The following is an 11,990-nucleotide window of genomic DNA, read 5'->3' on the forward strand; positions in this document are numbered from 1 at the left end:
GAATTTATCAGCAGCGTGACGAAAATTGCGGCGACCACGCGCATTCAAGATTTGCACGAGGCATCCGCGTTAGAAGCGGATCATGGCGCGTCAAGAATTGTCCGGGATTTACTTCGGCTTCCCCGCGAGCCAGTCCCGCCCCTCGCCATAGAGCTTCTCGACTTCAGTGCCGATCAGGCCCGGCATGTCGCGTTTGACCTTGTAGCCGATCAGCTCCTGCATGTAGGCGAGGTGGCGATAGCCTTCGGGCAGCGCAGCGAGCGCTTTTTGGTCGAGCTGAAGCGTTGCGGCGGGATCGACCGGATCGATCCGGTCCTTCTCGTAGATCGGCTGGCGGCGGACGATGCCCCATTTTCCAATACCTGATTGGTCATGCCGCTTCTCGAGGAAATCGTAGAAGCGCCCGGTGCAGACGACGTCGCAGAGCACGTCATGCACCGGGGCACGCTGCGAGATCGTCATCTTGGTTTGCGCGATGGCGCGCTCGCCGGACAAATCGATGCTGGTGCCGCCGAGGAAATGCAGGATGCGCACGCCCTTGGCAAACCCCTCCCGACTAACCCGCATGAAATCCCGCGCCGGCCCCTGAAACCAGGTGGCGGACATCCAGCCCTCGTCATGCCAGACCGTGGCAAAGCGCTCCCAGTCGCCGGCATCGCGCCACACCGCCCAGTTCTCGACGAGGTCGCGGATGGCGAGGCGATCGAGGAGTTGCTGGTCCATTGGCACATCTCCGATTGGGGCGATGCATGAGGTATGAGCGGCGAACGCGATGGCCGTCAAGCGCGGCGGAGCGGCCACGAAAAATCCGGCGTGCCTGACAGCACGCCGGATCAGATTGTTTCGCCAAATTGCGCCTTGCTTACGCCGCCGGCGCCTTCGGCGCGCGGTTGCGCGAGTTGCGCTGGAAGAACAACGCCTGGCTCGCCACCGCCGACACCATCGCGGGCTGGAACGGCTTTGAGATGAGGAACGCCGGCTCGGGGCGCTCGCCGGTCAGGAAGCGCTCCGGATAGGCGGTGATGAACACCACCGGCACCTCGAAGGTGCGGAGCAGCTCGTTGACGGCGTCCAGGCCCGACGAGCCGTCGGCAAGCTGGATGTCGGCGAGGATCAGGCCCGGCCGCTTGTTCTTGGCCAGCGCCACCGCATCGGCATGGGTGCGCGCGACACCAACGACATTGTGACCGAGATTCTTCACCAGGCTCTCGAGGTCCATGGCGATGAAGGTCTCGTCCTCGATGATCAGCACGTCGGTCGCGATCTCGGCCGCCATCTCGCGTCCCGCGGCATCGGCAAGCCGCCGCGTCTCGGCGACGTCGGTGCCGAGGATGAAGCCGACTTCCTCTTCCGAGAATCCTTCCAGCGAGAGCAGCAGGAATGCCTGCCGCGGCAGCGGCGTGATGTTCGACAGCCGCCGCTCCGGCGGCATCGGCAAGGTCGTCACCTCGGCATCGTCGTTGACGGAGACCGAATTCCATATCTGGGTGAACAGCCGGAACAGGCCGGCGCGCGGACCATGGCTCTCGTCGAGCACGGACGGATCTCCGAGCATCGCTTCCAACATGGCTGCGACATAGGCGTCACCGGAGGCCTGGCTGCCCGTCAGGGCGCGCGCGTACCGGCGCAACAACGGCAAGTGTTCAGCAACAAGCTGCGAACGGGACATCCCCACTCCATTCATCTTCGGGCCGACCTTGACGAACCACGCAACAAGCGGGGAGGCCCGGGTTCCCCTGCTGGGCTGTCTACGCCTCACGCCAAGAAAAGTTCCGCTTACCTGGGAACTTTTTGTCGAACCTGGAATTGTGCCTATCCAGGGAACGGCTCCCGGTTGAGAGAACTTCTCGATTTTACAGTTACTTAACTCGGGGAAACGTGGAACAGGTCATGAAAGATCTCAAGTCTCAAGCCAGCAAAAGCACGACCCCCGGCAAGGGAGGCCTCACTCCGGAAATCCAGTCCCGGATCGGCCACCAGCTGCGCGCCATGTACGACGACGTGGTGCGGCAGGGGGTTCCGGACCGGTTCGCGGAACTGATCAAGAAGCTTGATGCGCCGGGAGGCGCACCCCAAGTGGAACCAGACAGGAGCTCCAACGACAACAATGGGAGGGATTAATGCCTCTCACGGACTCCCTACGTGACGACATCCTCGCGGCCGTGCCCAGTCTGCGCGCGTTCGCGATCTCGCTGAGCGGCAATGCGGATCGCGCCGACGATCTGGTGCAGGAAACGCTTCTGCGTGCGCTCGCCAACATCGACTCGTTCCAGCCCGGCTCGAACCTGCCGGCGTGGCTGTTCACGATCCTTCGCAACCTGTTCCGCTCCGACTATCGCAAGCGGCGGCGGGAGGTGGAGGATGCCGAGGGCAACTATGCCAAGACGCTGAAGACGCAGCCGTCGCAGAACGCGCATCTCGAGTTCGAGGAGTTCCGCGGCGCGCTCGAAAAGCTTCCGCAGGACCAGCGCGAGGCCTTGATCCTGGTCGGCGCCTCCGGCTTCTCCTATGAGGACGCAGCTTCGATCTGCGGCTGTGCAGTCGGCACGATCAAGAGTCGCGTCAATCGCGCGCGCTCGAAGCTCGCTGCGCTGCTTTATGTCGATGGCGCCGAGGACTTCGGGCCCGACGAGACCGTGCGCGCCGTGATCGGCGGCAGCGGCGGATAACGGCCTCGTCAACCGGACCGCGACGAATGTGAAGGCGGCCGTGTCTGCGGCCGCCTTTGCGCGTGTGTGAAAACCGGACGGCGGGTGCGAGACTGGATCATTCGTCCGCGAAGGTGGCGGTGTCGGTGACGGTCGCGCGCGAGGTCCGGTAGCTGTTGACCTTGTGGGCGTCGTCGGCATAGCCGAACGAGATGCCGCAGACGACGCGGCGGTCGTCGGGCAGATTGAAGTGGCGGCGGATCAGTCCGGAATGGCGCGCCAGCGCCGCCTGCGGAATCGTGCCGAGCCCGAGCGCCTGGGCGGCCAGCATGAAATTCGAGACATAGGCGCCGCAATCGATCGCACCGTAGATGCCGAGCGGCTCGTTGGTGTGGATGATCGCGACATGCGGCGCGCCGAAGAAATTGTAGTTCTCCAGCGCCTGCTTTGCGTAAGCGCTTCTGTCGCCGCGCGCGATGCCGAGCGTGTTGTAGAGCTGAAAGCCGCTCTCGCGGCGGCGCTCGAGATAGACGCCGACATATTCGCGCGGCGGGGTGAAGTCGTAATCGTCACCCAATCCGCCCGATGCTTCCTGGTAGATTGCCTGGCGGAAGCGCTCCTTGGCCGCGCCACTGGCGATGATGACCTGCCAGGGCTGGCTGTTGCACCAGGACGCGGTGCGCTGCGCGGTGGCCAGCACATGCTCGATGGTCGCGCGGTCGACCTGCTTGGGCAGGAAGGCGCGGACGGAGTAGCGCTCGTTAAGGAGCTCCTCGAGCACGCCGATGCGGTCTTGGGTCTGGCTCACTTTTGCATCCATGAATTGGCTCGCGCTCCTCGTAGGGTGGGCAAAGGCGCGATAGCGCCGTGCCCACCGACAGACTTACCCCGGCGCATCTGCATATGGTGGGCACGCTTCGCTTTGCCCACCCTACGCGATACAGCGAGAGGCTCGATCACCGACCCTTGGTCGGGATCTTGTTATACGGCAAATCCTTGTCGACGCGAATGTCGCCCGGCAATCCCAGCACGCGCTCGGCGATGATGTTGCGCAAGATCTCGTCGGTGCCGCCGGCGATGCGCATCGAGGGCGAGGACAGCAGCATCTGCTGGAACTGGCCCTGCACCGTCTCCTCGTCGGCGCCGGTGAGAACACCGGCCGCGCCCTGGAGGTCCATGGCGTAGGTCGCGATGTCCTGGAGCATCATGCCCGAGACGAGCTTGCCGATCGAATTCTCCGGCCCCGGCCGATCGCCCTTCGAGAGCGCCGAGATCGCGCGGTAGCTGGTGTATTTCAGCCCGCTCGACTTCACCGCCCAGCTCGCGAGTTTCGAGCGCACGGCGGGATCGTCGATGGCGAGCCCGTCCTCGAGCATCAGATTGGAGCAGAACTCGAACATTTCGGGGACGCCGGTCGCAAGCCGCGAGCCGATCGACATCCGCTCGTTCATCAGCGTCGTCAGCGACACGCTCCAGCCCTCGCCGACGGCGCCGAGGCGCTGGCTGTCTGATATCACCACATCGGTGAAATAGACCTCGTTGAACTCCTGCATGCCGTTGGCCTGCTTGATCGGGCGGACCTCGACGCCCGGGCTCTTCATGTCCAGGAAGAACATGGTGAGGCCCTTGTGCTTGGGCACATTCGGATCGGTCCGCGCGATCAACAGACCGAAGTCGGAATAATGTGCGCCCGAGGTCCAGATCTTCTGGCCGTTGACGACCCAATTGTCGCCCTTCTTCTCCGCGCGCGTCCGCAGCCCCGCGACGTCTGAGCCGGCGGACGGTTCGGAGAACAGCTGGCACCAGATCTCCTCGCCGGAGGCGAGCTTCGGCAGATGGCGGCGCTTGGCATCCTCGCTGCCAAAAGCCATCACGGTCGGGCCGCACATGCCCTCGCCGATCTGGAACGGTTGCGTCAGCTTGCCGTAGACGCCCTCTTCCTGCTGCCAGATCACCTTCTCGATCGGCGTGGCGTCGCGGCCGCCATATTCCTTCGGCCAGTGCAGGCAGGCCCAATTGCCCTCGAACTTCTTCTTCTGCCAGGCCTTGCCGACATCGACGATGTCATGATTGGCCAGCCGGATACGGCCGAGCGAGGATTTGGACAGCTCCTGCTCGAACTCCTTCGGCGCGTTGGCCGCGACCCAGTTGCGCGCGGTCTCGCGGAAAGCGGCTTCCTGCGGGGTGTCGTCGAAATTCATGGCGAACCTCTCAATTCGTGCTCGGTGCGTAGGGTGGGCAAAGCGAAGCGTGCCCACCACCTTCCCTCGTTCTCGACAGAATTGGTGGGCACGGCGCTACGCGCCTTTGCCCACCCTACAATTCTAACCTCTTCCCTTCGTCGGGATCTTGTTGAACGGCACGTCCTTATCGACACGGATATCGCCGGGCAGGCCCAGCACCCGCTCGGCGATGATGTTGCGCATGATCTCGTCGGTGCCGCCTTCGACGCGCGTGCCGGGCGCGCGCAAGAGCATCGCCTGGAAACGGCCGGCGAGTTGGGCATCCTCGCCGCTGACGACGCCGCTCGCACCCTGCAGGTCCAGCGCGTAGGTCGCGACGTCCTGGATCATCGAGCCCGCCACCAGCTTGCCGATGGAATTCTCCGGACCCGGGCGCTCGCCCTTCGATAGCGCCGAGATCGCGCGCATGCTGGTGTACTTCAGCCCGCTCGCCTTCGCCGCCCAGTTCGCAAGCTTCGAGCGCACCGCACGATCCTCGATCGCCGGACCGTCATCCAACATGAGGCTGGAGCAATATTCGAACAGCTCCGGGAAACCGGTCGAGACGGCCGCGCCGATCGCGCTGCGCTCGTTCATCAGCGTGGTCAGCGAGACGTTCCAGCCGTCACCGACCTCGCCGAGACGCTGATGATCGGGAATGCGGACATTGGTGAAATAGACCTCGTTAAAGTCGGAGGCGCCGCTCGCCTGCTTGATCGGCCGCACCTCGACGCCCGGGCTCTTCATGTCCAGGAAGAACATGGTGAGGCCCTTGTGCTTGGGCACGGTCGGATCGGTGCGGGTGAGCAGGATGCCGTAGTCCGAATAATGCGCGCCCGACGTCCAGATCTTCTGGCCGTTGATCACCCAGTCGTCGCCGTCCTTTTCCGCGCGCGTGCGCAGGCCCGCGACGTCGGAGCCGCCAGCCGGCTCGGAGAACAGCTGGCACCAGACCTTTTCGCCGGAGGCGAGCGGCGGCAGGTACGTGCGCTTATGCTCCTCGCGCGCGAACGCCATCATGGTCGGCCCGCACATGCCATGGCCGATGATGAACATGCGGGAGAGCTGGCCGAACGGCCCTTCTTCCTGCTGCCAGATCACGCGCTCGATCGGCGACGAGCCGCGGCCGCCATACTCCTTCGGCCAGTGCAGGCAGGCCCAGCCGGCATCAGCCTTCTTCTTCTGCCAGGCCTTGGCGACCTCGAGAATATTGGCGTTCTTGAGCTGGGTGCGACCGAGCGAGGACTTGCGCAGCTCTTCCTCGTACTGCCTGGGCGCGTTCGCGCGGATCCAGGCGCGGGCCACGCTGCGGAATTCGGCTTCCTGCGGGGTGTCGTCGAAGTTCATGGTCTTTTCTCTCTGTCATTCCGGGCCGCGCGTAGCGCGAACCCGGAATCTCGACGTTATTCACTCATCTCCAGATTCCGGGTTCGCCGCCTTGCGGCGCCCCGGAATGACGACAACATCACGCCGCGTTCTTCTTGCGCATGCGGTCGATCAACTGGTCTTCCCAGTAGGACAGGCTGCCGAGCCCCAGCGCCATGGCGTTGGCGCGGCGGTAGTACATGTGGCAGTCGAACTCCCAGGTGAAGCCCATGCCGCCGTGAACCTGGATGTTGTTCTTGGCGCAGTGCTGGAACGCCTGCGTCGCGCTGATGCGTGCCGCCGCTGCGGCTTCCGGCAGCTCGGCTGCGTTGGTCGAGAGCGCCCAGGCGCCGTAATAGCTGTTGGAGCGCGCCAGCGTCGCCGACACATACATGTCCGCGAGCATGTGCTTGACCGCCTGGAACGAGCCGATCGGGCGGCCGAAGGCGATGCGGTCGAGCGCGTAGTCGCGGCCCATCTCCAGCGCGCGGTCGGAGCCACCGACCTGCTCGAAGGCGCAAAGCACCGCGGCGCGGTCGAGCACCTGCGTCAAAATGCTCCAGCCTTCACCGGCCGCGCCGAGCGGCTCCGCCTTGCAGTCTTTGAAGGTGATCTCGGCCTGCCCGCGGGTCGGATCGAGATTGGTGAGGTTTTTCACCGCGACGCCACCGGCCTTGAGGTCGACGAGGAACAGCGAGATGTCGCCGTCACGTCCGCTCGATCCGGTGCGCGCGGCGACGACAGCGAAGTCGGCGATCGCACCATCGGCGACCGGCTTCTTGACGCCGTTGAGCACGCCGTTTGCGGCGGTGAGCTTGACGTTCTTCGGCGACGGATTGCCCTTGCCCTCGAACAGCGCCAGCGTGCCGATCGCCTCGCCCGAGGCGATCGCCGGCAGCCATTTCTTCTTCTGGGCGTCACTGCCCGCGATCAACAGCGCTTCGGCGGCAAGATACACCGTCGAGGAAAACGGCACCGGCGCATTCGCCCGGCCCATCTCCTCCGCGATCACGCAAAGCTCGAGATGGCCCGCGCCCGCACCGCCATATTCTTCCGGGATTGCGACGCCGAGAAAACCCATCTCGGCGAGGCCCTTCCACAGCTCCTTGTCGTAAGGAGCCTTGCCGTCGAGCACGACGCGCACCGCCTTGGGCGAGCACTTCTCGGTGAGGAATTTGCGCGCCTGGTCGCGGAGCTGTTTCTGGTCGTCAGAGAAATCGAAGTTCATGGCGGGCTACCTTTTTCTTACTGTCATTCCGGGGCGCGACGAAGTCGCGAGCCCGGAATCCATTTCGCCACGCGCTTGCGGCCCGATGGATTCCGGGTTCGCGCTGCGCGCGCCCCGGAATGACGATTGGAGAGAGTCTTGATTCATCGCAGCACGATCACGTCCTGATCCGGCTTGTCCGCGTAGAGCCGCTCCACCAGCGCCGCGCGGCGTTCCAGGCCGGCGCGCTGGTTGATGTAGCCCTTGTCGGTGAGCTCATTGCCGTCGATGGAGGGCGGCTCGGCCATCAGCATCGCGCGCGCGATAGCGCGGCTGCTGGCGCCGCCACACTCCGCGTTGTGCGCTTCGAGGCCGCGTCTGAAGCAGGCGATCACCTCGGGATGCTTCACGGCGTCCTCGAAGCTCAGATCGGGATTGCCGACCAGCTGGCGACACGCATGCAGATTGGGCCAGGCCAGCAGACCGATCGAGCATTGATCCTGCCCGGCAACCAACGCGTCATGCACAACGGGCGTCGTCGCGGCAATCGCGTCGGTGCGGAGCGATCCGACATGGACGAAGGTGCCGGTGGTGAGCTTGAAATCCTCGACCACACGGCCGGCGAAGATGATGCCCTTCACCGGATCGGCATCGTCGACGAAGATGCCGGCATCGCCGATGCAGTAGAAGCCTTCCTCGTCGAACATCTTCTTCGTCAGGTCCGGCTGGCCAAAATAGCCGGGCGTGACGTTGACGCCGCGCAGGCGCAATTCGTATTTCGAGCCGCACGGCACCATCTTCAGTTCGACGCCGGGGAATGGCAGGCCGATCAGGCCGACGCGCTCGGTGTCCCAATAGGTGCCGGTCGAGGTCGGCGCCGTCTCGGTCGAGCCCCAGCCGGTGTAGAACACGATGCGCTCGCCGGTCGTCTTCACGGCGAGGGCCTGCATGCGCTCATAGAGATCGTCGGGCAGGCGTGCGCCGCCATAGGCCATGATCGAGAGGTTCTTGAAGAACGAGCGGCACAGCGCATCGTCCTTCTCCATGGCCGCCGCGAGCGCGGCATAGCCGGCCGGCACATTGGCGTAATAGGTCGGCGAGATCTCGCGCAGATTCCGCAGCGTCTCCTCGAACTGGCCCGGCATCGGCCGGCCGTCATCGATATAGAGCGTGCCACCGTCGACCAGCACCGGGTGAAACGCCGCATTGCCGCCCATGGTGTGGTTCCATGGCATCCAGTCCAGCATGGTCGAGATCGGACCGCTGGGATCACGCGGCCGCACCTGCATCATCATCGCCGCATTGGCGCACATCATCTCTTGCGTGTTGATGACCGCCTTGGGCATGCCGGTCGAGCCGGAGGTGAACAACAGTTTGCCCACGGTCTGCGGCGTGATTTTCGCGATCGATGCTTCGACGTCGGCGGTCACGGACGTTGCCGCGAGCTCGGCAAAGCTGACGCTCTTGATGCCGTCGCAGGGACGCGCGACGTGAACGACGGTAACGCCGGTGAGGTCGAGTGCGTTCAGCGCCTTCTCGAAGGTCGGGCCGTCCTGCACCATCACCACGGCCGGCTTGATCAGATCGAACAGATATTTCAGCTTGACGTGATCATGGCTCATCAAGGAGTAGGCCGGCGACACCGGAGCCGCCGGCGAGCGCGCCTGCATCGCGGCCTGCGTCATCAGCGCGTGCTCGATCGAATTGCCGGAGAGGATCGTGACCGGGCGCCCGTCGAGCCTGAGATTGAGCAGCGCCTGCGTCAGCGCATCCACGGTACGCTTGGCCTCGCCGTAGGAGACCTTGCGCCATTCGCGGTTCGCTCCCCCGCGCTGTGCGAGCCAGATGCGCTCAGGCGCTTGCCTCGCCCATTTCGCCAGCGAGGCGGGAAGATGCGTCTCGTAGGCTTGCAGCGGAATGCGCGACTTCAGCACCACGGTGCCGTCGCCGCGGCGCTCGACGTCGATGTCGCGCGCGAGCCACTCCACCTTGCGAAAGGCGGGCTTCGTCATCACGGCCGCCGCGCTTCCACTCATTTTGCGTCTCCCGGAATTATCGTCCTTTGCGGATCGTTCTCGTTTCAGCGCCTGATATAGACAGGCTTTCGCTTCTCAAGGAAGGCCCTGACGCCTTCCGAAAATTCCTCGGAGCGGCTGCACAGGACCTGGTTGCGGTCCTCCGTCGCGATCACGGATTCCAGCGACCCCGCATCGACGCTCATGTTGAGACATTCTTTTGACAGGCGCAGCCCCACCGGTGAGGCCGTCATCATCGCATCGACGTAAGGTTCAGCGGCTTCGTCGAGCTTGCCTTCGTCGACGACTTCCGAGACGAGCCCAACCGCGAGCGCACGCTCGGCACCGATGAAGCGTCCGGTCAGGATCAGCTCGGATGCGACTGAGACGCCGACGAGCCGCGGCAGAAAGTAGCTGGTGCCGATATCGCAGCCGCCAAGGCCGAGCTTGATGAAGGCACAGTTCATCCGCGCCGACTTCGTCGCGATGCGGATGTCGGAGGCAAGCGCCAGCGCGAACCCGCCGCCGGCCGCCGCGCCCTGCACCAGCGAGATGATCGGCTGCGGACAACGCCGCATCAGCATCACGATGTCGGCGATGCGACGCTGCGAGTCGAGCGACTCGGTAACGCCGGGTAGTTCCTGCTGCCCGGCACGGCGGGCCATCGCCGCCTTGAGGTCGAGGCCGGCGCAAAAATTCTTGCCGGCGCCCTTCAGCACGACGACGCGGGTGTCACGGTTGCGCTGGAGGCCCTGGAAATAGACGTTGAGCGCATCGATCAGCGCGGGATCGAGCGCATTGAGGCTTTCAGGACGATTGAGCGTCACCGTATCGACGCCGTCGTCATGCTCGATCAGCAGCGGTTGGGACATGGGAGCGCTCCTGCTTGCCGCCGATCGCGGTGCCGATTGCTGCGCCCTCTCCCCTTGTGGGAGAGGGCATGATCGCTGTGAGCCCAGAGTTCGCTTGGGCTGAGGGGTCTGTCTCCGCGGAGAGAACCCCTCATCCGGCGCTTCGCGCCACCTTCTCCCACCAGGAGAGAAGGACGGCAGCGGAGTACGCCTCTACTACCGCGGCGCCATGCGGATGGCGCCGTCGAGACGGATGGTCTCGCCGTTGAGCATCGCGTTCTCGACGATATGCACCGCGAGCGCGCCGTATTCCTTGGCATCGCCGAGGCGCGAGGGATGCGGCACCTGGGCGCCCAGGCTCTTGCGGGCTTCCTCGTTCAGGCCCATCAGCAACGGCGTGAAGAACAGGCCGGGCGCGATGGTGTTGACGCGGATCTTCTGGCTGGCGAGGTCGCGCGCGGCCGGCAGGGTCAGACCGACGACGCCGCCCTTCGAGGCCGAATAGGCGATCTGGCCGATCTGGCCTTCATAGGCGGCCACCGAAGCCGTGTTGATGATGACGCCGCGTTCTTCGCCGACCGGCTCGATGGTGACGAGGCGCTCGGCGAACAGACGCAGGCAGTTGAAGGTGCCGATCAGGTTGACGTTGATGATGCGCGCGAATTTTTCCAGCGGATAGACGCCGTCGCGGCCGACGATGCGCTGCGAGCCACCGATGCCGGCGCAGTTCATCAGCACGCGGGCGACGCCGTGCGCGGCTTCCGCCTTCGCGATCGCCGCCTTGATCTGCTCTTCGCTGGTGACGTCGGCATGGAGGGCTACGCCCTTCACCTCGGCGGCGACCTTCTCGGCGTTCTCCTTGTTCTGGTCGATCACGCCGATCCTGGCGCCCTTGGCCGCCATGGCACGAGCGGTCGCTTCGCCGAGGCCCGAACCACCGCCGGTGATGAGAACGGCTACGTCTTTCAACTCCATCGTAATCTACCTTTCCTTGGGCGTTTCTTCTCTAGACTTGCAAGTCTTCAGATTCACAAGTGATGCCGGATTATCCGGCCGCGGCAGCTTCCCCGGCTTGCGTGAGGATGCCGCCGCAAATCAGCGTTTCCATGTGCTTGATGTATTGCCGGCAGACATCATCGGTGACCGGACCGACGCCGGTCGCGCGAGACATCGCGTGCCGGCCGAAGAACAGGTGATCGCAGGCGCCGATCAGGCTGGTGTAGAACAGCACCGGATCGGTGGCGCGGAACTCGCCGCGGCTGATGCCCTCAGCGAGCAGGCGGCGATGGAAATCCAGCAGCGGCGCCACGAAGAACTTTGAGACTTCGTCGGCAGAGCCGGCATTGGTCTCATGCAGCAGATAGTGAATCAGCCGGTTCATGTAGGGGAACCGGTAATAGGCGCGGATGATGCCGGCGATGTGCAGCTTCAGCTTCGCCGTCGATGCGATCGGTTGCGCCAGCAGATATTCCAGGTTGGACATCTCGGTCGCGGCATCGCGCGCGAGCAGCGCCAGCAACAGGCCGTCCTTGTTGCCGAAATGATATTTGACCAGCGCGGCATTGGCGCCCGACTTCTGGGCGATGTCGGAGAGCGAGATCTCGATCGAGGAGCGTTCGATCATCAGCTCGCTCGCGGCCACGAGCAATTTCTCTGCCGTGGAATTCTTTCCGCTCGGGAGC

At 64.4% G+C, this 11,990-nt stretch carries 12 protein-coding genes; 2 read left to right on the forward strand and 10 right to left on the reverse strand.

Annotated elements, in window-relative coordinates; genetic code table 11:
- Positions 1-108: 108 nt before the first annotated feature.
- Positions 109-723 (reverse strand): nuclear transport factor 2 family protein, encoded by a 615-nt coding sequence (locus AB7008_RS45025; protein ID WP_441260948.1) that lies wholly within the window; start codon positions 721-723, stop codon positions 109-111.
- 139 nt (positions 724-862) lie between these two features.
- Positions 863-1,669, reverse strand: a complete 807-nt coding sequence (locus AB7008_RS45030) for a response regulator (protein ID WP_028157780.1) — start codon at positions 1,667-1,669, stop codon at positions 863-865.
- 221 nt (positions 1,670-1,890) lie between these two features.
- Here AB7008_RS45030 and AB7008_RS45035 point away from each other — a divergent pair, with 221 nt between their 5' ends.
- A complete protein-coding gene (locus AB7008_RS45035) occupies positions 1,891-2,121 on the forward strand; it encodes a NepR family anti-sigma factor (protein WP_028157779.1) in 231 nt (76 codons plus the stop codon).
- The gene (locus tag AB7008_RS45040) at positions 2,121-2,669 is read left to right on the forward strand and encodes a sigma-70 family RNA polymerase sigma factor (RefSeq protein WP_014491704.1); all 549 of its coding nucleotides are present in this window, start codon (positions 2,121-2,123) and stop codon (positions 2,667-2,669) included. The genes AB7008_RS45035 and AB7008_RS45040 overlap by 1 nt, the downstream gene beginning before the upstream one ends.
- Positions 2,670-2,766: 97 nt before the next feature.
- Here AB7008_RS45040 and AB7008_RS45045 read toward each other — a convergent pair whose 3' ends face one another.
- The 8 genes from AB7008_RS45045 to AB7008_RS45080 all read right to left on the reverse strand — a co-directional run bounded on the left by AB7008_RS45045 (position 2,767) and on the right by AB7008_RS45080 (position 11,932).
- Positions 2,767-3,468, reverse strand: a complete 702-nt coding sequence (locus AB7008_RS45045) for a nitroreductase (protein ID WP_028157778.1) — start codon at positions 3,466-3,468, stop codon at positions 2,767-2,769.
- A 136-nt stretch (positions 3,469-3,604) separates the two neighbouring features.
- Positions 3,605-4,849 (reverse strand): acyl-CoA dehydrogenase, encoded by a 1,245-nt coding sequence (locus AB7008_RS45050; protein ID WP_304491688.1) that lies wholly within the window; start codon positions 4,847-4,849, stop codon positions 3,605-3,607.
- Positions 4,850-4,972: 123 nt separating this feature from the next.
- On the reverse strand, positions 4,973-6,217 hold the full coding sequence (locus tag AB7008_RS45055; protein ID WP_441260949.1) for an acyl-CoA dehydrogenase: 1,245 nt from the start codon (positions 6,215-6,217) through the stop codon (positions 4,973-4,975).
- Between the two features lie 118 nt (positions 6,218-6,335).
- Positions 6,336-7,463, reverse strand: a complete 1,128-nt coding sequence (locus AB7008_RS45060) for an acyl-CoA dehydrogenase family protein (RefSeq protein ID WP_304491690.1) — start codon at positions 7,461-7,463, stop codon at positions 6,336-6,338.
- Between the two features lie 143 nt (positions 7,464-7,606).
- Positions 7,607-9,478 carry an AMP-binding protein gene (locus tag AB7008_RS45065; protein ID WP_304491691.1) on the reverse strand — a complete coding sequence of 624 codons (1,872 nt, stop codon included), beginning with the start codon at positions 9,476-9,478 and terminating at the stop codon, positions 7,607-7,609.
- Between the two features lie 44 nt (positions 9,479-9,522).
- Positions 9,523-10,329 carry an enoyl-CoA hydratase/isomerase family protein gene (locus AB7008_RS45070; RefSeq protein WP_028157773.1) on the reverse strand — a complete coding sequence of 269 codons (807 nt, stop codon included), beginning with the start codon at positions 10,327-10,329 and terminating at the stop codon, positions 9,523-9,525.
- 195 nt (positions 10,330-10,524) lie between these two features.
- Complete coding sequence (locus AB7008_RS45075; RefSeq protein ID WP_028157772.1) at positions 10,525-11,283, reverse strand: SDR family NAD(P)-dependent oxidoreductase; 759 nt, start codon at positions 11,281-11,283, stop codon at positions 10,525-10,527.
- A gap of 70 nt (positions 11,284-11,353) precedes the next feature.
- Positions 11,354-11,932, reverse strand: a complete 579-nt coding sequence (locus tag AB7008_RS45080; RefSeq protein WP_244463965.1) for a TetR family transcriptional regulator — start codon at positions 11,930-11,932, stop codon at positions 11,354-11,356.
- Positions 11,933-11,990 lie beyond the last annotated feature (58 nt).

This window comes from Bradyrhizobium sp. 521_C7_N1_3, from assembly GCF_052075975.1.
In the GTDB taxonomy this organism is placed as follows: Bacteria; Pseudomonadota; Alphaproteobacteria; order Rhizobiales; family Xanthobacteraceae; genus Bradyrhizobium; species Bradyrhizobium japonicum.